General features: G+C 64.7%; 23 protein-coding genes. 13 read left to right on the top strand and 10 right to left on the bottom strand.

The window, feature by feature from the left end:
* The first annotated feature begins 163 nt into the window (after window positions 1–163).
* Window positions 164–1,621 (top strand): amidase, encoded by a 1,458-nt coding sequence (locus AC1DRD_RS21810; RefSeq protein ID WP_478043008.1) that lies wholly within the window; start codon window positions 164–166, stop codon window positions 1,619–1,621.
* Between the two features lie 37 nt (window positions 1,622–1,658).
* Here the strand turns inward: AC1DRD_RS21810 and AC1DRD_RS21805 are convergent, their stop codons facing one another.
* On the bottom strand, window positions 1,659–2,003 hold the full coding sequence (locus tag AC1DRD_RS21805; protein WP_478031596.1) for a DUF2794 domain-containing protein: 345 nt from the start codon (window positions 2,001–2,003) through the stop codon (window positions 1,659–1,661).
* Window positions 2,003–2,683, bottom strand: coding sequence for a serine O-acetyltransferase EpsC (gene epsC / locus AC1DRD_RS21800; RefSeq protein ID WP_478043007.1), 681 nt, complete (start codon window positions 2,681–2,683; stop codon window positions 2,003–2,005). Before epsC ends, AC1DRD_RS21805 begins: the two co-directional genes overlap by 1 nt.
* Window positions 2,684–2,844: 161 nt before the next feature.
* Between epsC and AC1DRD_RS21795 the strand changes: the two genes are divergently transcribed.
* Window positions 2,845–3,615 carry a sulfite exporter TauE/SafE family protein gene (locus tag AC1DRD_RS21795; protein ID WP_478043017.1) on the top strand — a complete coding sequence of 257 codons (771 nt, stop codon included), beginning with the start codon at window positions 2,845–2,847 and terminating at the stop codon, window positions 3,613–3,615.
* 5 nt (window positions 3,616–3,620) lie between these two features.
* Here the strand turns inward: AC1DRD_RS21795 and AC1DRD_RS21790 are convergent, their stop codons facing one another.
* The gene (locus AC1DRD_RS21790; protein WP_478043006.1) at window positions 3,621–4,133 is read right to left on the bottom strand and encodes a MarR family winged helix-turn-helix transcriptional regulator; all 513 of its coding nucleotides are present in this window, start codon (window positions 4,131–4,133) and stop codon (window positions 3,621–3,623) included.
* Window positions 4,134–4,232: 99 nt separating this feature from the next.
* Here AC1DRD_RS21790 and AC1DRD_RS21785 point away from each other — a divergent pair, with 99 nt between their 5' ends.
* From AC1DRD_RS21785 to AC1DRD_RS21750, 8 genes are all read left to right on the top strand, one after another.
* Window positions 4,233–4,715, top strand: coding sequence for a DUF3237 family protein (locus tag AC1DRD_RS21785; RefSeq protein WP_478043005.1), 483 nt, complete (start codon window positions 4,233–4,235; stop codon window positions 4,713–4,715).
* 9 nt (window positions 4,716–4,724) lie between these two features.
* Window positions 4,725–6,392, top strand: a complete 1,668-nt coding sequence (locus AC1DRD_RS21780) for a CocE/NonD family hydrolase (protein ID WP_478043004.1) — start codon at window positions 4,725–4,727, stop codon at window positions 6,390–6,392.
* Window positions 6,389–6,838 (top strand): DUF3237 domain-containing protein, encoded by a 450-nt coding sequence (locus tag AC1DRD_RS21775; RefSeq protein ID WP_478043003.1) that lies wholly within the window; start codon window positions 6,389–6,391, stop codon window positions 6,836–6,838. Before AC1DRD_RS21780 ends, AC1DRD_RS21775 begins: the two co-directional genes overlap by 4 nt.
* A 42-nt stretch (window positions 6,839–6,880) precedes the next feature.
* A complete protein-coding gene (locus tag AC1DRD_RS21770) occupies window positions 6,881–7,660 on the top strand; it encodes an IclR family transcriptional regulator (protein WP_478043002.1) in 780 nt (259 codons plus the stop codon).
* Between the two features lie 144 nt (window positions 7,661–7,804).
* The gene (locus AC1DRD_RS21765) at window positions 7,805–10,264 is read left to right on the top strand and encodes a TonB-dependent receptor (protein ID WP_478043001.1); all 2,460 of its coding nucleotides are present in this window, start codon (window positions 7,805–7,807) and stop codon (window positions 10,262–10,264) included.
* A 63-nt stretch (window positions 10,265–10,327) separates the two neighbouring features.
* The gene (locus AC1DRD_RS21760; protein ID WP_478043000.1) at window positions 10,328–11,281 is read left to right on the top strand and encodes a TauD/TfdA dioxygenase family protein; all 954 of its coding nucleotides are present in this window, start codon (window positions 10,328–10,330) and stop codon (window positions 11,279–11,281) included.
* A complete protein-coding gene (locus tag AC1DRD_RS21755; RefSeq protein ID WP_478042999.1) occupies window positions 11,278–12,906 on the top strand; it encodes a thiamine pyrophosphate-requiring protein in 1,629 nt (542 codons plus the stop codon). The genes AC1DRD_RS21760 and AC1DRD_RS21755 overlap by 4 nt, the downstream gene beginning before the upstream one ends.
* Window positions 12,903–14,198 (top strand): spinster family MFS transporter, encoded by a 1,296-nt coding sequence (locus tag AC1DRD_RS21750; protein WP_478042998.1) that lies wholly within the window; start codon window positions 12,903–12,905, stop codon window positions 14,196–14,198. Before AC1DRD_RS21755 ends, AC1DRD_RS21750 begins: the two co-directional genes overlap by 4 nt.
* 3 nt (window positions 14,199–14,201) lie before the next feature.
* Here the strand turns inward: AC1DRD_RS21750 and ahpD are convergent, their stop codons facing one another.
* The gene (ahpD, locus tag AC1DRD_RS21745) at window positions 14,202–14,723 is read right to left on the bottom strand and encodes an alkylhydroperoxidase, AhpD family (protein WP_478042997.1); all 522 of its coding nucleotides are present in this window, start codon (window positions 14,721–14,723) and stop codon (window positions 14,202–14,204) included.
* A gap of 167 nt (window positions 14,724–14,890) precedes the next feature.
* Complete coding sequence (locus AC1DRD_RS21740) at window positions 14,891–15,436, bottom strand: peroxiredoxin (protein WP_478031579.1); 546 nt, start codon at window positions 15,434–15,436, stop codon at window positions 14,891–14,893.
* Window positions 15,437–15,592: 156 nt separating this feature from the next.
* Between AC1DRD_RS21740 and AC1DRD_RS21735 the strand changes: the two genes are divergently transcribed.
* Complete coding sequence (locus AC1DRD_RS21735) at window positions 15,593–16,495, top strand: hydrogen peroxide-inducible genes activator (protein ID WP_478031578.1); 903 nt, start codon at window positions 15,593–15,595, stop codon at window positions 16,493–16,495.
* Between the two features lie 97 nt (window positions 16,496–16,592).
* Entirely contained in the window at window positions 16,593–17,222 is a 630-nt protein-coding gene (locus AC1DRD_RS21730) for a fasciclin domain-containing protein (protein ID WP_478042996.1), read from the top strand.
* 229 nt (window positions 17,223–17,451) lie between these two features.
* Here AC1DRD_RS21730 and AC1DRD_RS21725 read toward each other — a convergent pair whose 3' ends face one another.
* The 3 genes from AC1DRD_RS21725 to pgsA are packed head-to-tail and all read right to left on the bottom strand — an operon-like array spanning window position 17,452 to window position 18,700.
* Window positions 17,452–17,892: a molybdenum cofactor biosynthesis protein MoaE gene (locus tag AC1DRD_RS21725; RefSeq protein ID WP_478031575.1), complete on the bottom strand. Its 441-nt coding sequence runs from the start codon at window positions 17,890–17,892 to the stop codon at window positions 17,452–17,454.
* Window positions 17,889–18,149 (bottom strand): molybdopterin converting factor subunit 1, encoded by a 261-nt coding sequence (gene moaD / locus AC1DRD_RS21720; protein ID WP_478042995.1) that lies wholly within the window; start codon window positions 18,147–18,149, stop codon window positions 17,889–17,891. Before moaD ends, AC1DRD_RS21725 begins: the two co-directional genes overlap by 4 nt.
* A complete protein-coding gene (pgsA, locus tag AC1DRD_RS21715) occupies window positions 18,149–18,700 on the bottom strand; it encodes a CDP-diacylglycerol--glycerol-3-phosphate 3-phosphatidyltransferase (protein WP_478031571.1) in 552 nt (183 codons plus the stop codon). Before pgsA ends, moaD begins: the two co-directional genes overlap by 1 nt.
* A gap of 419 nt (window positions 18,701–19,119) precedes the next feature.
* Between pgsA and AC1DRD_RS21710 the strand changes: the two genes are divergently transcribed.
* Window positions 19,120–20,406 (top strand): MFS transporter, encoded by a 1,287-nt coding sequence (locus AC1DRD_RS21710; RefSeq protein WP_478042994.1) that lies wholly within the window; start codon window positions 19,120–19,122, stop codon window positions 20,404–20,406.
* A gap of 24 nt (window positions 20,407–20,430) precedes the next feature.
* Here AC1DRD_RS21710 and AC1DRD_RS21705 read toward each other — a convergent pair whose 3' ends face one another.
* Window positions 20,431–20,595: a hypothetical protein gene (locus AC1DRD_RS21705; RefSeq protein WP_478031569.1), complete on the bottom strand. Its 165-nt coding sequence runs from the start codon at window positions 20,593–20,595 to the stop codon at window positions 20,431–20,433.
* 112 nt (window positions 20,596–20,707) lie between these two features.
* Entirely contained in the window at window positions 20,708–21,769 is a 1,062-nt protein-coding gene (locus AC1DRD_RS21700) for an ornithine cyclodeaminase (RefSeq protein WP_478042993.1), read from the bottom strand.
* Window positions 21,770–21,806 lie beyond the last annotated feature (37 nt).

Genomic DNA, 21,806 nt, shown 5'->3' with positions numbered 1-21,806 from the left:
TCGAGTGACTATTACGCCAGCAATCGTAATTGCTTGCCGCAGGCGTATCAGCAGGTTTCCACCATTCTCGAACGTCTCCGTTCGACCGCGACCCTACTGTTTCCGGGGCAGAGTGGTTTCGGTTCTCCCTTGAGGAAGCAACGTAATCGAGCAAGGAGGCGCGATGAAGTTCACTGAATATGCGGCCCACGATGCCGTCGGCCTGGGGGAATTGATCCGGCACGGTGAGGTCTCGCCGCTCGAGGTCGTCGACGCCGCGATCGAAGGCATCGAGCTTTATGATCGCGAGATCAACGCCGTCGTCTATCGCGCCTTCGACGAGGCGCGGGCGGCTGCGGCCGGACCGCTGCCGGAAGGTCCGTTCACGGGTGTTCCCTTCCTGGTGAAAGACTTGCTGCTGCAGGTGGAGGGTTGGCCGCGTACGTCGGGCAGCCGCTACGCCGCGAATGCGGGCTTCACGGATGCCCAGGACAGTGGCCTGATGCGCCGCTACCGGGCGAGCGGGGTCGTCCCCCTGGGTAAGACCAACCTTTCGGAGTTCGGGATCGCCGGCACGACGGAAGGGGCACTGTTCGGGCCCTGTCGAAACCCCTGGGACCTCGGACACATTGTCGGCGGATCGTCGGGCGGTTCGGCGGCAGCGGTGGCGTGCGGCATGGTGCCGATGGCGCATGGCGGCGATGGCCTTGGCTCGATCCGGATTCCCGCCTCATGCTGCGGCCTGGTCGGGTTGAAGGTGACGCGCGACCGCAATCCGGATCTGCCCGACGGCTACGATTTCGCGCAAGGCAATGTCGTAGAGCACGTGATCACCCGCACTGTCCGCGATACCGCGGTGATGCTCGACGTGACCGGCAATCCGGAGCCGGGGTCGCCCTATGCCATCCCGCCGAAGGAACGGCCCTATGCGGACGAAGTCGGGCGCGATCCGGGACGGCTCCGCATCGCGTGGTCGGGCGGGACGCCGCTCGCGCGCGCGATTCATCCCGACGTGCAAGCAGCGCTCGAGGATACCGCGCGATTGCTCGACGGGCTCGGCCATCACATGGAGGAGCGCGCGCTCGGCACCAATACGCTGAGCGACTATGTCGCCAATCTGCCGCTTGCCGGCGCGAACTTCGCTGCCGGCATGAAGCGGATGATCGAGGCGATTGGGCGCGAGCCGGCAGCGGACGAGCTGGAACCGCTGAGTTGGGCAGTACTCAACGGCGCGCGCTCAGTGTCGGGTGTCGACGCGCTCTACAGCGCGCAGGAACGCCGGATGCGAGCCCGAACGACGCTTCGCTTTTTCGAGGATTGGGACGTGTTCCTATGCCCGGTGATGGGCACTCCACCGCCCAGGATCGGCTATCTCGATCCGATCAACGTGTCGGCGGCAGACATCCAGACGCGAAATGGCGAGGTCTATCCTTTCGCCGCCCCGTTCAACTTCACCGGTCAGCCCTCAATCTCGCTGCCGCTCGGCCAATCGCGTGAGGGTTTGCCGATCGGAATGATGTTCTCGGCGCGTTACGCCGACGAAGCGACACTGATCCGACTTGCCGCCCAGCTCGAACAAGCCTGCCCGTGGCATGATAAGCGACCGAAGCTCGGCGGGTGGGTAAACGGCGAGCAAACTTGACCGCCGATTCTCGGGGGCGCCGTTTATGGCTCCCGGCCTAATCCTCGATCAGCTTCATCAGCCGCCGTTCGATCGGCGCCAGCACCGGGCCGAGTTCATGGCCGCGCTTCACTACCTGGCCATGTTCGGCGATCAGCGCCCACATCCCCTGGCGATTGCGCAGATCGGGGCGTTTCTCGATCCTGAATTCGGGGCGCTCGGCGGTGCGGCGGAACGCGGCGAACACCGCCGCGGCGTGGCCGAGCTCGATCGCATAATCGCGCCAATGCCCGGCGGCGACCATGCGACCGTACAGATCGAGGATGCGGGTGAGTTCGAGCCGCTCGAAGCCGATCTGGCTCGGTTGGCGGCCGGACAGCGGAAACGGCGTGACCGTTCCCATCAGGCGCGGTCACGCTCCGGGGTTTCCTGTTCGGCGAGCAACGCGTCGAGCCGCTTGCGCAATGTCTCGATCTCGCAGCGAAGCAACTCGACCTTCTGCGTCTGCGGATCGAATATCTCGCTGCACGGCGTGCCGTAAGCGAGGAACGGCTTTTCGCCCTTCCCTTCGACCATCGTCGGCCGCGCCGGGATGCCGACCATCACCGCGCCTTCGGGCACGTCGCGCGTGACGACCGCATTGGCGCCGATCCGCGCGCCGACCGCGACCGTCACCGGCCCCAGCACCTGGGCGCCCGACCCGATGATCACATTGTCCTGGATCGTCGGGTGGCGCTTGCCGGCGACGCCGTCTGCGGGATTGGTCCCGCCGAGCGTGACGCATTGATAGATCGTGACATTGTCGCCGATCACCGCCGTCTCGCCGATCACGGTGAAGCCGTGATCGATGAAGAAGAACTTGCCGATCTTGGCACCCGGATGGATGTCGATCGCGGTGAAGAAGCGCGCGATATGGTTCACCCAGCGCGCCAGGAAAAACAGCCGCGCATCGTATAAGGCATGTGCGATACGGTGATAACCGAGCGCCCAAACGCCCGGATAAAGCAGGATTTCCACGTTCGATCGTGGCGCTGGGTCGCGCGCCCGAATCGAGTCGAGATAAGCCCTGAGGCCAGCAAGCATTGGCGCGTCCCCTTCGCCGATTTCGCTATATCTAGGACGCCCGGCTGACGATTTCCATAACCGCCCTGTCGCAACTTCGTCGGAGAAAAGCCCATCTTTGTTGTAGGAATTAGGTTCGCGCGTCATGCAACGGACAGGGCCCCGGGGAGTTTGCGCTGTTGATGGTCGATGTTTCGCTGGCCTCGATCGAGGCGATCCTGCCGTTCATCGCGATCGGGTTCGCCGCACAATTGGTCGATGGCGCGCTGGGCATGGCGTTCGGCCTGATCAACTCGACATTGTTGATCAGCGTGATGGGCCTGCCGCCGCGCGTTGCCTCGGCCAGCGTCCATGCGGTCGAGACCTTCACTACCGCGGCGTCCGGCATCAGCCATGTCCTGCACCGCAACGTGAACTGGCGGCTGTTCGCGCGGCTGGTGATCCCCGGCATGATCGGCGGCGTGCTTGGCGCCTATGTGTTGTCGTCGGTCGACGCCTCGATCGCGCGGCCGTTCGTGATGGCCTATCTGAGCGCGATCGGCCTTTATCTGCTGTTTCGCGCCTGGCGCGGCCGGGTCGAACCGAGGACGCCCAAGGTGATCGAACCGCTCGGGCTGGTCGGCGGCTTTCTCGACGCGGCGGGTGGCGGCGGCTGGGGTCCGGTGGTGACGAGCAATCTGCTGGTGCAGGGCGCCTCGCCGCGCGAGACGATCGGCACCGTCAACACCGTGGAATTCTTCCTGACGACGACGATCTCCGCGACGTTCATCTTCACCTTGGGATTCGCCGCTTTCACCCTGCAGACCTTGGGTCTCCTGATCGGCGGGCTGCTCGCGGCGCCGCTGGGCGGGTGGCTGGCCAAGAAGGTGCCGGCGCGTCCGCTGATGGCGATGGTCGGCGTGCTGCTGACGCTGACCAGCGCGTTCTCGATCTATCAGGCGTTGTCGCGGTAGCGCTCTTAGACGTCGAACATCTGCGGCGCGCTGTCGATGACGCGGCGCGTGACCTTTTCCAGCGCGGCATTGAGCGCCACCCGCTCCGCGTCGCTCAGATCGGTGAGCCATTGCTCATAGAATTTGCCCCGCGCTCCGCGGATGGCGGCGTGGACCGACTTGCCCGCTTCGGTCAGCGACACCAGGCTGCTCTTGCGGTTGCGCGGGTTGGCTTCGCGCTGGACGAAGCCGCGCTGCTCGAGCGACGCGAGGGCCCGGCTCACTTCGGCCCGGTCCGAATAGGCGACGCTCGCCACTTCCGCAGCGCTGCACTTCCCGATCATTTCGACATGCGTCAGCACCCGCCATTCGGCGAGAGAAAGCTGTGCCGTATCCCGGACATGCTGCGCCGTAACCCGATCGATCATCTTGCTGAGCAAAAGGATGCGATAGGGAATGTGCGAGGGGCCGAATTCGAACGATGGTCGGCTGGACTTCGCCTCCGTCGGTGGTTCGGTACGGATGATCTTCTGCTGCATCGCGATTTTGTAGCCGCCAGAATCGCTATTGTCTTCTCGCCGTGAGGTATCGCGCCTGATCGTTGACAAATCAACAAATGCGGCGTTTATCCGCTGTCCATGAGCGGACACCATCCTTTCGCGCCGGGGCTCGACTACGCCTTCACCATCTCGATCACGCTGTCGAAGCCCTATTGGATCAAACCGGGCGCGCGCGGCGATACGCGCGCCGCAATCTACGCAGCGGAGGGGTCGGTTGAGGGCCCGCGGCTCAATGGTCGCGTGGTCCCCATGTCAGGCGGCGATTTCCCGTTGTCGCGGCCGAACGGGGTGATCGATTTCGACGCCCGTTACCTGCTCGAGGCCGACGATGGCGCGATCATCTATCTCGAAAATCGCGGGTTCCGCTGGGCGCGAAGCCCCGAGATCGCCGAGAAGATGCGCCGCAACGAGCCGGTGTCGTTCGACGATTATTATATGCGCGTGACCCCGCGCTTCGATGCGCCGGCGGGTCCGCACGAATGGATGTCGCAGCACGTGTTCGTCGGCGTGGCGGAAAAGGTGCCGAACGCCAACCGGATCCATTATTTCGTCGTCTTGTAGGGAGGCAATGTGCGTTTTCGGCCGCTCATGCGCGCGGGGAGCGACCCGTTCGGTCACCCCACCAAGCCGCCTTTGCCGCCGGCCGACTTTTCTTGCCGGACCGAACGCGGCCTGACGATCGAGCGCAATTGCCGCATCCGCTTGCGCGACGGCGTGGAAATCTTCGCCGATCTCTATCGCCCCGAGGGCGCGACGACGAACGTGCCGCTGCTCTTGGCCTGGGGCCCTTACGGCAAGCATGCGCTGACCAACCGCGTCTTCTGGCCGCGCTCCGGCGTGGACCCGGAATGGCTGTCGGAGCTGACCCCGTTCGAGGGCCCCGACCCCGTCTGGTGGGGTCGGCACGGTTATGGCGTGGCGGTGGTCGACCCGCGCGGCGCCTGGCTGTCGGAGGGCGATTTCCACCACAATGGCATCCAGGAGGCGGAGGATTGCGCCGACGCGATCGAGTGGCTCGGCCGATTGGCCTGGTCGAACGGACGGGTCGGGATGACCGGCGTGTCCTATCTCGCCAACATCCAATATCTGGTCGCGCCATTACGCCCCGGGCCGCTCGCCGCGCTCAATCCGTGGGAAGGCTTTTCGGACTGGTATCGCGAATTCGCCTATCATGGCGGCATCTTGGAGACGAGCTTCCTGCCACGCGCCTGCGACAATATCCAATGGTCGCTCAATCGCACCGAGGACAGCTGGGCCAATATCGTCGCCCACCCGCTGATCGACGATTATTGGCGCTCGAAGGAACTCGATCTGGAGGCGATAGGCCAGCCGGCTTATGTCGTCGCCAGCTGGTCCGATCAGGGGCTGCATTTGCGCGGCACGATCGAGGCGTGGCGCCGGATGGGATCGGCCGAGAAATGGCTCGACATCCATGGCCAGAAGAAATGGGCGCATTATTACCGGCCCGAGAGCCGCGCGCGCCAGCTCGCCTTTTTCGACCATTATATGCGCGACCGGCCCACGTCCCTCGCCGCCTGGCCGAAAGTGCGGATCGAGGTGCGCGAACGGCATGGCGTGGCCGAGGAGCGCGCGGAGAATGAATGGCCGCTCGCGCGCACCGACTATCGCCGGCTCGCGCTCGACGCGGCGAGCGGTACGATGGACGACGATGCGCCGAGCGAAAGCGAGGTCCGGTATCCGGCGTCCGACGGACGCATCTGCTTCGACCATCTTTTCGCCGAAGCGACCGAGATCACCGGCCATGCCAGCCTGAAGCTGTGGGTCGAAGCGGTCGGGAGCGACGACATGGACCTGTTCGTCGCCCTGCAGAAGATCGACGCGGCGGGCGAGCCCGTCGGCTTCACTTTCTACGCCTTCTATGAAAACGGTCCCGTGGCGCTTGGCTGGCTGCGCGCCAGTCACCGGGCGCTCGACCCCGAGCGTTCGCGCCCGGAACGGCCGGTCCATCGACACACCAGCGAAGACCGGCTTGCGCCCGGCGACTGCGTGCCGGTGGAGATCGAGATCTGGCCGTTCTCGGCTCGCTTCGCGGCGGGCGAGACATTGCGGTTGATCGTCGCGGGGTCGGACATCTATCCGAAGGAGGAAGGCGTGATGCTACCGTTCCCGCTGCACCAGCAGACGCGCAATGCCGGCACGCATATCCTCCGCACCGGCGGCGCCTTCGATTCCGCGATCCTGCTTCCCGTCATCCCGTCAAAGGACTCCTCGCAATGACCGCCGCGGACTGCACGCTGGAGCATGTTTTCGATATCGAAGTCCTGTTTGGCGCCGACCGGCATATCTTCGGCCCGCTGCCCGGCGGCGGCAGCCAGGGCTATACCCCCGCGATCGGCGGCACGATCAGCGGACCGCGCCTTTCGGGCCGCGTGGTTCCGCATAGCGGTGCCGATTATGCCCTGGTTCGCGACGACGGCACCATAGAGCTGAGCGCGCATTACATGCTGGAGGCGGATGACGGCACGAGCATCTATATCCAGAATCGCGGCTACCTCGTGCGGGCCGCCGCCGGCAGCACCCAGCCATCCTATTTCCGCCTGACGCCTTATTTCCGGGTGCCGGCGGGGCCGCACGACTGGCTGTCGCGGACCGTGATAGTGGGCGGCGGCGAACGGCGGACGGCGCCCGATCGGTCGCTGTTCCGCTATTACGCCCTGATGTGACGGGATGAGGCAAAGCGGCCGGCTCCGAGCTATGGTCCGTCGATGAGCTCGACCGGACCCAAGGCACCGCGCGGTGCGGCCGACAGGCTTGCCTATCTGCTCAAGCTCGTCGCCGCGGGACCGCCTCAGTTCACGCTTGGCGAGCTGGCGGCCGGCGCCGGCTTGCCGGCAAGCTCGGTTCATCGCCTGCTCCAGGCGCTGGTACGATCGGGTCTGGTCGAGCGCGGCCATGGCCAATCCTACCGCCCCGGGCGCGAGCTGCATCGCCTGGCCTCGCAGCTCGTGGCGCGGTTCGACCTCGTCCGCTGCGCGTCGCCGCTGCTGGAGGAGCTGGTGACCCAATGGCACGAAACGGCGGTCTTGTGCACCTACAGCCCGTCGATACGCGCCGCGATCATCGCCGATGTGGTGATGACCCCTCACCCGCTGCGCTTCGCGGTCGAGCGCGGGCTTGAGGTCCAATTGCCCTGGGGATCGCTTGGCCACGCCATTCTCGCCTTCCTGCCATATGGCGACGCGGAAGCGATCATGCGCGAGGCCAAGGTCGGGCCGTTGAGCGGCCGCCCGCGATCGTCGCGCCCGGAGATCGACGCAGAGCTGCAGCAGATCCGCGAGCGGGGCTTCGCCCGTTATTTCGATCCGCGCTATGACATCGCCGGTATCGCCGCGCCCGTGTTTGGCGCCTTTGGCGAGATTTTGGGCTGTCTCGGCGTGACCATGCCGTCGAAGCGATACCAGCTCCATCTCGAAGACGATCTCGCCACGGCAGTGCGCGCATCCGCCGAGACCCTGAGCTCAATGGCTGCGATCTCGCACAGCTGATCACGCATCTTCCGTATTCCGGAATTGAGCTTCCGGAATTTGGAATTGCCTTGACAGTTGATTGTTCAACATGTCCATCTCCGCTTCGGCGATGCCGCAAAGGCACGCGACGAACCCTAGGGGGGATGCACTATGGCAATTCGATTGACTGCGCTCCGTGCGGCTACTTCGATCCTCGCGCTTGCCGGCTCCATGTCCATCGCCGCGCCCGCGCTGGCACAAGACACGCAAGACACCAGCGCACCGGATCAAAAGGACAGCCAGGCGCCGTCCAAGGACGACATCGTCGTGACCGCGCAATTCCGGTCGCAGCGGTTGCAGGATGCGCCGCTGGCGATCACCGCGGTGTCGGGAGCCATGCTCGAAGCGCGAGGCCAGACCAGCATCGCCGATATCGGCAGCCAGGCGCCCAATGTCACGCTGCGCCAGGCGCCGGCGACCTATGGCCCGGCGGTCGTCGCCTATATCCGCGGCGTCGGACAACGCGATACCAGCTTCGCGCTCGAACCCGGCGTCGGGCTTTATATCGATGACGTCTATCTGCCGACGTTGCACGGCTCGTTACTCGACCTGATCGATCTCGACCGGGTCGAAATCCTGCGCGGGCCGCAGGGTACGCTGGCCGGGCAGAATTCGATCGGCGGGGCGATCAAGCTCTATTCGAAGAAGCCGGACGGCACGGGCGGCGGTTATGTCCAGGCGACCTATGGCGCCTATAACCGGGTCGAACTGCGCGGCGGCGCCAACTTCACCATCCTGCCGACTCTGTTCGCGCGCGTCTCCGGCACGGCGGTCCACAAGGATGGCTACATCACGCGCTACGATTATGCCTGCACGCACCCCGGCACGGCGATCCCGTCGACATTGGTCAATTCCCAGTCGTGCAAGCTGGGGACCGAGGGCGGCAAGGACTATGTCGCCGGGCGCCTAGCCTTGCGGTATGAGCCGAGCAGCAACGTGACGCTCGATGTCGTGGCCGACGTCACACGCGATGACAGCGAGGCGGGACCGACGACCCTGCTTTATGTCGGGCAGAACGCCAATCCCGGTGTCGCCAACACCGGATCGGCAACGACGGGGACCTCGGTTCCCGCGTATACGCTCAATGGCGTGCGATATGGGACATCCACCGGATCGCAATTCATCAGCTATTCGCCGTTCGGCAATTATGCGCAGGATACATTCAGCTCCAGCCCGTACATCAGTTACGAAAATTACATGGAACTCAAGCCGCGCGACGGATCGGCGCCTTGGTCCGCCCCGATCAAATCGGCGATCAATTCCTGGGGCGTGTCAGGAAATCTGAAAGTCGATCTGTCGCCCGATTTCAGCATCACGTCGATCACCGCCTATCGCAAGTTCGATGGCGTCTACTCTTCGGCCGATGGGTCGCCCTTCTCGCCGACCTTGCAGGCGAGCCAGATCTACAATCGCCAGTTCAGCCAGGAGCTCAGGCTCAACGGCAATATCGGCTCGGCGTTCAACTTCACCGTCGGCGGCTATTATCTGCACAAGCGCAGCCAGAACATCACGCGCGTCACCCTCACGACGCTCAACTTCATCGAGAACAACAAGATCCCGGCGACCACCAAAGCCGTGTTCGCCAATGGCGATTGGGAACCCCTCAAGAACCTGCATCTGGTCGGCGGCATCCGATATACCGACATGACCAAGAGCTTCATTTACGGGCGCAAGGGGATTCCCGGATCCTCGACGGGAGGGGCGACGCCGCCGTCGATCGCTTCGCTCGACGGCCTGGTCGGGACATTCAAAGGCAATCGCGTCGATTGGCGCGCCGTGCTCCAATATCGCTGGTCGGACGAGATCATGACCTACGCCCAGGTTTCGACCGGCTTCAAGAGCGGTGGCGTCAATCCGCGGCCGTTCTTCCCGGCCCAGGCGCTGGCGTTCGGACCCGAGACGCTGACCGCGTATGAGGCGGGATTCAAGAGCGACCTGTTCGACCGTCACGTACGGCTGAACGTCAGCGCGTTCCTCAATAAATATAACGACATCCTCGTTACCGTGGCGAGTTGCCCGCTGCCGGGCGTACCGGCGGCGCCGTGCGCGCTTCCGCTCAACGCCGGCAAGGCGGACGTGAAAGGCGCGGAGGCCGAATTGACGCTGCGCCCGGTCGAGGGCTTCACCATCGATGCGTCGCTTGCCTATCTCTACTTCAAATACACCTCGATCTCGGCGACCGCCGCGACCTCCGGCATCGGCATCGAGGACAAGGGGCAATATATCTCGCCCTGGCAATGGAGCCTGGGCGTGCAATATGATTTCGAGTTCGCCAGTGGCGCCAAGCTGACGCCGCGGATCGACGTCGATCACCAGGATTCGTTCAATCGCAACGCGAACAATGTCGACGCCGTGACTGGCGGCAAGGACATCTTCGGCGAAGTGAAAGGACGCACGCTCGTCAATGCGAGGCTCACCTTCCGGACGCCGAAGGACGATTGGTCGCTCGCGATCGAGGGCCGCAACCTCACCAATAAACTCTATTATACCGATATTTTCGACAATCGCGGGTCCACCAATTCGATCCAGGGTTCACCGGGCGAACCGCGGACATGGGCCGTCACCCTAAAACGGAAATTCTGAGCCGCGGCGAAACAGCCCTGCCACCACCCGCTCGCCTCGATTCCGAATCCAGTGGAGTTTGCCATGGTCTCTCAGCCCAACCCCATCGCCACCGCAGCGCCAAGCGGGCCGATCGTCGCGGGGCTGCCCATGCCCGATTTCCGCCGGATCGGCGTGAAGCCGATTTCGGGCGCGTGCGGATGCGAGATCAGCGGCGTCGACCTGCGCCAACCGCTCGACGACGAAACGCTCGCCGAGGTGATGAAGGCGTTCGAGCATTTTCTGGTGATCCTGTTCCGCGACCAGGATCTGACGCCCGAGCAGCACAAGCATTTTTCCCGCTATTTCGGCGAGATCACCGAACTGCCCCAGGCGCCGATCTATGACGGGCATCGCGACATGCAGGAGGTGCGCCGCGAAGCGCACGAGCCCGAAAATGTCGTGCCGTCGTTCGAGCATTTCCACACCGACAGCCCGTTCCTGCTTCAGCCGCCCAAATGCGTCGTCATGCGCGCGCTGGAAGTGCCGCAATGGGGTGGCGATACGGCATTCTCGAACGCCTATCTCGTCTACGAACATATGTCCGATGGGCTGAAGGCGCTGCTCGACGGCCTTCAGGTGGTCTATTCGGGCAAGGATATCTGGGCAAAGAATGCCAAGCTGGCTCCCGACAAGCGGCTGCGCCTGCGCGAGAGCCATGATTTCACCGAGGACGAGCTCGAAAATGTCCATCCCGCGGTGCGCGTCCATCCCGTGACGGGGCGCAAGGCGCTGTTCGCGACGACCGCTTACTTCAAGCGTTTCGTCGGATGGAGCGAGGAGGAAAGCCGGGCCTTGCTCGCCTATCTGCAGAGCCTGGCCCAGCACCTCCATTATCATTGCCGCGTGAAATGGGAGAAAGACACGCTGATCGTGTGGGACAATCGCTTCACGCTCCACCGCGGCGTGCATGATTTCAAATATGAGCGGCGGCATCTGGTCCGCACCACCGTGATCGGTGAGCGGCCCCTTGGTCCATCGGACCTCGAGCGATCATGAAGGTCAGCGCGGCGATCGCGGAAATACTCGCGCGCGAAGGGATCGACGTCATCTTCGGCTATCCGCGCAATGCCGTGCTCGAACAGGCGGCGGCGATCGGCATCCGCCCGATCATCGTCCGCCAGGAGCGCACCGGCGTGCACATGGCCGACGCGCTGTCGCGGCTCTCCCGCGGACGGCGGATGGGCGTGTTCGCGATGCAGCACGGGCCCGGCACCGAAAACGCCTATGGCGGCGTCGCCCAGGCCTATTCGGAAAGCGTGCCGATATTGGTGCTGCCGCAAGGCTATACGCGGCGGCTGGCGCACGTGCCCGACAATTACAACGCCAGCATCTCGATGCGCGACATCACCAAGACCTGCGAGCCGATCCTGCGCGCCGAGGATACGCCCGCCATCCTGCGCCGCGCGTTCACCGCGCTGCGCAACGGGCGGCTTCGTCCCGCGCTGGTCGAAATGCCGTGGGACGTGCTCGACGAGGAACTCCCCGAACCGCTCGATTATACACCGGTCGTCACCACCCGCAGCGCGCCCGATCCGGAAGCGATTGCCCGAGTGGCGGATCGCCTGGTCGCGGCAAAGCGGCTGGTCATCCATGCCGGGCAAGGCGTGCATTGGGCCGAAGCCTATACCGAATTGCGCATGCTCGCCGAATTGCTCGGCGCGCCGGTGTCGACGAGCCTCGAAGGCAAGAGCGCGTTCGATGAGACGCATCCGCTTGCGCTCGGCTCCGGCGGCGCGGCCATTCCGGGACAGCTTCGCCATTTCCTCGACCGCGCCGATCTGATCCTCGGAATCGGCTGCAGCCTGTCCGAAACCGCATTCGGCGTGGCGATGCCGGCAGGTGCGGCGATCGTTCACGCAACGCTCGATCCCGCCGACATCAACAAGAGCGTGCCCTGTATCGACGCGCTGATCGGCGATGCGAAACTGACGCTGGCGATGCTGGTCGCGGCCTGTCGCGACCGGCTGGACGGCTCGCGCGATCCCGGCCCGGCTGCCCGCGAGATCGCCGAAGTCGAAGCCCAATGGCTCGCCCAATGGCTGCCGCTGCTCGAAAGCGACGATACCCCGCTCAGCCCTTATCGCGTCCTGTGGGACCTGCAGCGCACCGTCGATGTCGCCAATACGATCATCACGCATGATGCGGGGTCGCCGCGCGATCAGCTCTCGCCTTTCTGGACGACGACGTCGCCGCTCAGTTATATCGGTTGGGGCAAGACCACCCAGCTCGGCTACGGCCTCGGCCTGGCGATGGGGGCGAAGCTCGCCTGTCCGGACAAGCTATGCATCAACGTCTGGGGCGATGCCGCGATCGGTTTCACCGGCATGGATTTCGAGACGGCGGTGCGCGAGCGGCTGCCGATCCTGTCGATCCTGCTCAACAATTCGGCCATGGCGATCGAGCTGCCGATCATGCCCGTCGCCACCGAGCGCTTCCGCGCCACCGACATTTCGGGAAATTATGCCGACTTCGCGCGCGCGCTGGGCGGTTATGGCGAGCGCGTCACCTCGCCCGACGAAATCGTCCCCGCCATCCGGCGCGGGATCGCGGCGACCCAGGCCGGACAGCCGGCACTGCTCGAATTCATCACCGCACAGGAAACACGGGCATCGCGCTTATGAGCAGTTCCCGCGAAACCCGGCGCTGGCCCTGGTCGGCGACCTGGCCGTTATTCGTCCTGACGATGGTTTCGGTGTCGAACTATCTCGACCGTTCGCTGCTCGGGCTCGCGCTTCCCGCGATCAAGCGCGAGCTGGGATCGTCCGACACCGTGCTGGGCTTGGTCTCGGGACTCGCCTTCATCCTCTTCTACTCGTTGCTCGGCATTCCGATCGCCTGGCTGGCCGATCGCGCCAACCGGCGCAACATCATCGCCGCGGGTCTCGCTTTCTGGAGCGTGATGACAGCGTGCACGGGATTGATCGGCGGCATCTGGCAATTGGCGGTGGTGCGGCTGCTGATGGGCGCCGGCGAAGCCTGCGGAACAGCCCCATCCAATTCGCTCATCGCGGACCGTTTTCCGGCGGAACGGCGGCCGCTCGCGCTGGCGTTGTTCGGAACGGCTTCGCCTTTGGCCTTCATCCTGTTCTTCCCGCTCGCGGGGTGGATCGCGCAGACCTATGGCTGGCGCGCGATGTTCATCGCCATCGGGCTGCCGGGGCTGTTGCTCGCGCTGCTGGTGATCTTCACGGTTCGCGAGCCGGAACGGACCGTGCCGCCTCCCCCTCGCCTGCCGATCGCAAGTTCGCTGCTCACCGACCTGCGCGCGCTCTTCGCCAACCGCTGCTTCACCTGGATCTTCGCCGGCGTGACGCTGATGGGGGCGAACGTCTGGGCATCGGGGGCCTGGGTGCCGTCCTTTTTCATGCGCGTGCATCATCTGGGCGTTGGCGACGTCGCCAACATCATCGGCCCGACGCGTGGGTTCATCGGCCTGTTGGGTATCCTGATCGGTGGCGTGCTGATCGATCGTCTGCCCAAGGAGCGCATCGCCTGGCGGGTCGGCCTTCCCGCCATCGCCTGCTTGCTGGCCGGCCCGGCCGAAGCGCTGTTCCTGCTCGGCAATTCGCATTCGGCCTGGCTGGGCGGGTTCGCGCTCAGCAGCTTCTTCATGCTGATCCACCAGGCGCCGATCTACGCCGCGGTGGTGAACATCGTCGGCGAGCGGCGCCGTGCGCTTGCCACCGCAGTCATCCTGCTCGGCGCGAGTTTGATCGGCGACGCGGCCGGCCCGACCGCGGTAGGCGTGCTCAACGACCTGCTTGCCCCGCGTTTCGGCGACGAAGCCATCCGCTATTCGATGCTGATCGTCGCCGCCACACCCGTGTTCGCCGGACTCTGCTTCCTGCGGGCGGCGACACTCTACGCCGCGGCGGCAGGCGTCGAGCCGGAGAGACCGACCGCGACGCCCTAACGATCAGGCTATCGCAGCGTGCACCGTCGCGACGGCCTTCATCACCGCCGCCCAGCGCACCGCGTCCTGGATCGCCTGGGCCGTCACGCCGGCCTTCTTCAGCACATTCTCATGCGCGTCGATGCACAGCCCGCAGCCGTTCATCGCGCTGATCGCCAGGCTGAACAGCTCGAAATCGTCCTTCTCGATGCCCGGCGCGCCGATCACGTTCATGCGCAGCTTGGCCGGCATGTTGGCATATTCCTTGTTCCCGGCGAGGTGGGTGAAGCGGTAATAGACGTTGTTCATCGCCATCACCGCCGCCGCCGCGCGCGCCGCATTGGCGGCTTCGGGCGACAATTTGCCGGCGACTTCCGCCTCGGCCGCTTCGACCAGCGGCTTGTAGCCGGAGGCATGCGCGCAAGCCAGGATCAGGCCGTATTTGCGCTGGTCGCCGAGCGCCGTTTCGTTGAGCAACGACCCGACATTAAGCCGGATATCCTTGGCGAAATCGGGCAGCGACTGGGCGAAATCCTTGAGCGACATGCGATATGCTCCTCGCGGCGATGATCGCCGGCGTTGGGATAAGCGCCCCGGCCGAAGCCGGGGCGAGAGATCGGGAAAAGGGTGGCGCGGGGCCGAGGGGGGGAAAGACCCCGCGCCGGGGGATACGGCCCCTGATTCAAAAAGGCCGCATCTGTTAGACGAAGTCGTTAGGCGGCAACCTTGAGGACATCGTCGCCTTTATTCCAATTGCACGGGCAGAGCTCGTCGGTCTGAAGCGCATCGAGCACGCGCAGCGTCTCCTGCGGGTTGCGGCCGACATTGAGGCCGTTGACCTGCACCGCCTGGATCACGCCGTCGGGATCGACGGTGAAGGTGGCGCGATAGGCGACATTCTCATCGGCATCGAGGATGCCCAGCGCAGAAGCGAGCTTGCCGCCATTGTCGGCGATCCACGGAAAGTCCGCGGCCGCCAGGTCCGGATCCGACTTGCGCCACGCCAGGTGGACATGGCTGGTGTCGGTCGAGGCGCCGATCAGCACCGCGTCGCGATCCTCGAAATCGCCCTTGAGCTGCGAATAGCCGACGATCTCGGTCGGGCAGACGAAGGTGAAGTCCTTCGGCCAGTAGAACACGATCTTCCACTTGCCGGGAGCGGCGGTGGTGACGTCGATCGTCTCGCCGGCGGGCAAGGCGTCGACGCCCTGCTGGACGGGAACGGTGATAGCGGGGAACTTGTCTCCGACGGTCAACATGATTCTGGGCCTCCTGCCTGAATTGGGGTCGGCCTTCTTGGACATCCTCTCGGGGAAAGGCGGGCCTTCAGGCCTCTTTCGTTCGAGCCGCATATAGGCTGGCTTTTAAACGATCCAATAGGTTATTTAGCCGTTGTTGATCGATTGAGGCGATGAATGAGTACTACCTATCTTCCGACGCTGAAGCAGCTGCAATATCTCGTCGCCTTGAAGGACCATGGCCATTTCGGCCGCGCGGCCGAGGCGTGCTTCGTCACCCAATCGACCATGTCGGCGGGGATTCGTGAGCTCGAGACATTGATCGGCGTGACCCTGGTCGAGCGGACGCGGCGTGTCGTCCGGTTCACCCCACTGGGCGACCGTATCGCCGACAAGGCGCGGCGGGTGATTCGCGAGGCCGAGGAACTGGGCGACATGGCGCGCGCCGCCGGGCGTCCCTTGTCGGGAGAGATGCGAATGAGCGTCATCCCGACGATCGCGCCGTTCATGCTCCCCCACATCCTGCCGGCGCTGCGCCGAGACTATCCGGACCTGAAACTGTTCCTGCGCGAGGAGACGACGGGCACGGCATGCGAAGGCCTGCATAACGGCCGCACCGACTGCGTGCTGCTGGCGCTGCCTTATGCCTGTGGCGAGGTGACCGCGGCGCGGTTGTTCGACGATCGCCTGTTCGTCGCCTTTCCCGATGCCGAGCTGCCCAATCCTCCCGCCATGATCGCGGCAGCCGATATCGACGAGAACCGATTGCTGCTGCTCGAGGACGGGCATTGCCTCAAGGATCATGCCCTCGCCGCCTGCAACCGGCCCGAACTGGGGGCGCAGGCGATGATGCTGGGCACGTCGCTCCACACCATCGTGCAGATGGTCGACAATGGACTGGGCGTGACGATGCTGCCCGAAATGGCGGTGCAATCGGGCATATTGGACAATACCGCGATCTCCGCGCGGCCGCTCGCGGGGGATCATGCCACCCGCACCATCGCGCTGGTCTGGCGGCGCGCATCGCCGCGCGAACGCGACTTTCGGCTATTGGCAGACATCCTCAAGGCGGCGGCCTGACGCTTTTCCGCGTCGGGCGATGGGAAACCGAACGGCCATCCGCGCGTATCCTTCAGGACACCCGGCACGGGTGCACCCATGAAAGGATGCTCATAGAATGAAGCTGTTGCGTATCCCGGCGCTTGCTCTCGCGCCGGTCCTTGCCCTTCCCGCTTTCGCCCAGACCACGCCCGCCGCGCCGCCGGCCGGCCCCGCCCCGCAGACCGCGGCGCCTGCTCCCGCCGCTGCCGCCGCTCCCAATCCGTCGGTCGGTGGCGCGGCGATGGATGCCGGCAAGACGATCGTCGCCAACGCCTCCGCCGCGCCCAACCTCTCGACATTGGTCAAGGCGATCACCGCCGCGGATCTGACCGCCACCTTGTCGGGTCCCGGGCCGTACACCGTGTTCGCACCGACCGACGACGCCTTCACGCGGCTGCCGCCCGACACGCTCGCGCAGCTGATGAAGCCCGAGAACAAGGCACTGCTGGCCAAGGTGCTGACCTATCACGTCGTACCCGGCACGATCGATTTCACCCAATTGAAGGCGCAGATCACCGCCGGCAACGGCACCGCTACCTTGACCACCGTCGCCGGCCAGCCGCTCAAGGTGACGATCACCGGCAATAACGTCGTCACGCTGACCAGCGTCAACGGCAATGTCAGCTATCTGGAGACGCCCGACGTCCACCAGTCGAACGGCATCGTCCACGTCGTCAACGGCGTGCTGCTGCCCAAGCTGAACTGATCTCGGCAGAAATCAGCCTTCCAATCCCCTCCCGCCAGGAGGGGCTATCGCATAAGGACCGGTATGGCGGTGAGGCTGCCACGATTGGCTTCCACCGTCATGCCGGCCTTGTGCCGGCATCCACCGCGCCGCTTACCCAACGGCTGATGGATGTGCGGCACAGTGGATGCCGGCACAGGGCCGGCATGACGAGGAGGGAATGGCCCGAACATATCTTCAATAGCCGCGGTCACTGTTTCCAGCGGTCGGCGGCGTGAAGATCGCTGTCGCGCTCGCCGACCCAGCGCGCGTCCTGGCCACGCGTCTCCCGCTTCCAGAACGGCGCGTCGGTCTTGAGCCGGTCAATCAAAAAGGCGCACGCCTCCAACGCCCCGGCGCGATGGGCCGCCGCGGTGCCGACAAAGACGATGCGTTCGCCCGGTTTCATCGCGCCGACGCGATGGATGACCGTCGCCGCCGCCAGCGACCAGCGTTGGACTGCTTCCGCCGCCAGGTCGCGCAGCGCCTTATCGGTGGCGTCGGGATAATGTTCGAGGAACAGTTCCTCCACCCCGTTATCGTCGCGCACCAGTCCGGTGAACGTCGCCACCGCGCCGCCTCCGGCGCGTTCGAGTGAGTCCAGTTCGGCGGCGACGTCGATCGCCGCATCGGTGACGAGAACCCGGATCATCCGCCGGTCACCGGCGGAAACAGGGCGATTTCGCGCGCGCCGACGATCGACGCGTCGAGCGACACGAACAGCTGATCGACCGCCGCCCTGAGCTTGGTCTTGTCGCCGAGCGCTTCGGCATAGCCGCCGCCGCGCGCCGCGAGCCAGTCGATCAGCCCGGCGACGTCGGCTATCTCGGCCGGGGGCGTCGCGCGTTCGTGGCCGGTCCCGATGCTTTCGCGCACCCAGGCGAAATAGAGCAGGTCGATCGCCGCCATCAGTCCATGTGCTTCAGGCCGGCGCGCAGATAATCCCACCCGGTGACCAGGGTGAGCGCGGCGGCGCCCCACAAAGCGACCAGGCCGATGCTATGGACGATCGGCCAGCCAGGCAGCGCCCCCGCCAGGATCATCGCGCCGAGCGCGACGAGCTGGAGCGTCGTCTTCCATTTGGCGAGCTGCGACACCGGGACCGAGACCTGGAGGCCACCGAGGAACTCGCGTAAGCCGGACACCATGATCTCGCGCGCCAGGATGATGATCGCCGCGATCACATGCCAGCCGCCGATGTCGCGCGTCGCGACCAGCATCAGGATGACGGCCGCCACCATGATCTTGTCGGCGATCGGATCGAGGAAGACGCCGAGCTTCGACACCGTCCCCTGGGCGCGGGCGAGATAACCGTCGAGATAATCGGTCAAGGCGATCAGCGCGTAGAGGACGAAGGCGAACGCATAACCCAGCTCCCAGCCGGGCCACCACAGGAAGGCGACGAGCAGAGGCACGCCGAGGATGCGCGACAGGGTCAGGATGTTGGGGAGCGTCCACATGATCATTATCCCTAGGGCGCCCGGCGGGAACCGGCAACGCCCCGGATCGAGCGGTGGGGGCAATCGCCTATCGAGCTTGCGTGGTGAACTGGCTCGTTTGTCGCATTTCGCATCCCCTCGACGCCGGGAATACGCCGCTCATTATCGAGGTGATTCCCTGTCCACCTTCGTCATGCCGGGCTCGTCCCGGCATCCACCGTGGTACCTGACCAACGGCCGCTGGGTGCGCGGCACGGTGGATGCCGGCACAGGGCCGGCATGACGGCGGAAGCGAAGGGTGTGTTGGGGCCGGGCGCAATCGAGCGCTAGCGGCGATTTCAGGACGCCAAACCACATTTACCAATTGAACGATTGTCGCTGCCTATGCCCCTCGGCTAAGGGACCGGCTTCTTTCGCCACGACGGGGCCCCAAACTCGTAATGCATAGTGCGCTCGGCTTGTTGAAGGAGCGCCGATTCCTGCCGCTGTTCGTCACGCAGTTCCTCGGTGCCTTCAACGACAATCTGTTCAAACAGGCGATGGTCATCGTCGTGGTTTATCAGATTTACAACAACCCACAGTACGAACAGAGCTTCACCGCGCTCGCCACCGCGATCAGCATCGTACCCTTCTTTCTGCTGTCCGCGCTTGCCGGCCAGCTCGCCGACGCCAACGACAAGAGCAAGATCATCCGCATCGTCAAGACCGCGGAAATCGTCATCATGCTGGTCGGCGGCAGCGGGCTATTGCTCGCCAAAGCGGGCCATACCGCGATCGGCATGGCGTTCATGCTGACCGCGGTGCTGGCGCTCGGCATCCATTCGACCTTTTTCGGACCGATCAAATACGCGATCTTGCCGCAGCATCTCGAAGAGGATGAGGTGCTGGGCGGCACCGGGCTGGTCGAATCGGCGACCTATCTGGCGATCCTGCTCGGTACCGTGCTCGCCGGCTTCATGAAGGTGGAACATGCCGTCATCGGCACGCTGGTCGTTGCGGCGATCGGCTGGTTCGCCGGACGGAAGGTCCCCCCGGCTCCCCGCGTCGGGCCCGAGCTCAAGATCAACTACAACCCCTTCACCGCCTCGTGGCGGCTGATCAGCGGGACGATGCACATCCCCCGCCTGTTCCTGGCGATCTGCGCGATCAGCTTCTTCTGGACGATGGGCGCGGTGCTGATCATCATCTTCACGCCGCTGGCCAAGAACGTGCTGACTGCCGACAAGCACGTCGCGACCTTGCTGACCGCTCTGTTCTCGATCGGTATCGCGATCGGATCGGTCGCGATCAACTCGCTGCTCAAGGGCCATACTTCGGCCAAATACGGCCCCGCCTCAGTGCTGATCATGGGCGCGTTCGTCGTTTTGTTCTCGCTCCTGTGCAAGACGTGGCCGCCCGCGGTCGGCCATTATTACGGCTGGCTCGAATTCATCGCGATGCCGCGCGCGCTGCTGGTGATCGGCGCCTTGATGGGGATCGCGATCTTCGGCGGGATGTTCGTCGTGCCGCTCTACGCCTTCCTGACGACGACGGTGACCAAGGACGAGACCTCGCGCACGGTCGCCGCCAACAATGTGGTCAATTCGGGATCGATGGCGATCGGCGCAGCGATGGTCACCGCGCTGTCGCACGCCGGCGTGACCCCGACCAACATGCTGTTCGTCGTCGCCGCGATGTGTCCGATATCGGCCTGGCTCGCGCAGAAGCTGCACAAGGCCTGCGACTGAGCGGAGGCCCGCCAGCGCGGGCTGTCAGAGAATGAGCGTGTAGATGCAGATGAAGAAGGCGGTGAAGCTCATCACGAAGAGCTTCAGGTCGCCATCGTCATTACGTCGCAACGTCTCCCCGCCAAGGCCGAGCCGGCGGCGGAAGGAATGGCTGGCCCCACGCGGGGCGATTTCGAGATACCCTGGCATAGGCAGCAGTTAACGCGCCGTTTACGATTTCGGCCATCGTTAAGATTGGTTAACCACTGTCCGTGAATGGGACGGTCGCGGAAGGAACTTTCTGCCAGCCGTCGGGCGATACTCACGCTTGGCGAGCAAGCACGGTTTCGCTGTCGCCCGCCATCGTCGATCCGGCTGCGGCAAGCACGCCGAACAGGTCGCGCGGATCGCTCGGCCGCGCGAGCAGGTCTATATTGCTGTAGAGGCCCGCCTCGCCCACCACGTCGTCGAGATAGCGCAGCGCCGAGAAATCCTCGATCGCGAAACCGACCGAATCGAACAAGGTGATCTCGTCGCGATGCGCGCGGCCCGGCGTTTCGCCGGCGATCACGCGCCACAATTCGGTTGCCGGAAAGTCGGCCGGCTTCTGCTGGATCTCGCCCTCGATCCGCGTCTGGGGCAGATATTCGACGAACACGCTGGCGCGGTCGAGGATCGCCTCCTGCAATTCGGTCTTGCCCGGGCAATCGCCGCCGACCGCGTTGATATGGATTCCCGAGCCGATCATGTTGTCCGACAGGATCGTCGCGCGCTTCTTGTCCGCGGTCACCGTGGTGACGATGTCGGCACCCTCGACCGCTTCCTGCGCGGACGGCGTGACGGTGATAGCGAAATCGCGGCCGGCCATGTTGGCGCGAAACTTGGCGGTCGCGGCGGGATCGACGTCATAGATGCGCAAGCGGTCGATGCCGAGCAAGGCGCGGAACGCCTCCGCCTGGAATTCCGACTGCGCGCCCAGCCCAATGATCGCCATCGTCCGCGCCCCGGGCCGGGCGAGATAGGTCGCGGCCAGCGCCGACATCGCCGCGGTGCGGAGCGCGGTCATGATCGTCATCTCGGCGATCAACCGCGGATAACCGGTCGCGACATCGGCCAGCACCCCGAACCCGGTCACGGTCTGCAGCCCCGCCGCCTGGTTGGCGGGATGGCCGTTGACATATTTGAACCCGAAATCGCGGCTGTCGGCGATCGGCATCAGCTCGATGACGCCGCCGGGCGAATGGCTGGCATAGCGTGGCGATTTGTCGAATTCGGGCCAGCGGCCGTAATCGGCGGCGATATAATCGGCGAGTTCGCGGAGCAGATTGCCCAGCCCCTTGCGCCGGACCAGCTCAACGACGTGACCTACCTCGACTAAGCGCATGATCCTCATCCTTTCGAGCGAGGATGCTAGGCAGGCG

The sequence above is a fragment of the Sphingomonas sp. P4_G2 genome, from assembly GCF_056401155.1.
This window is presented reverse-complemented; position numbering and strand designations above follow the sequence as displayed.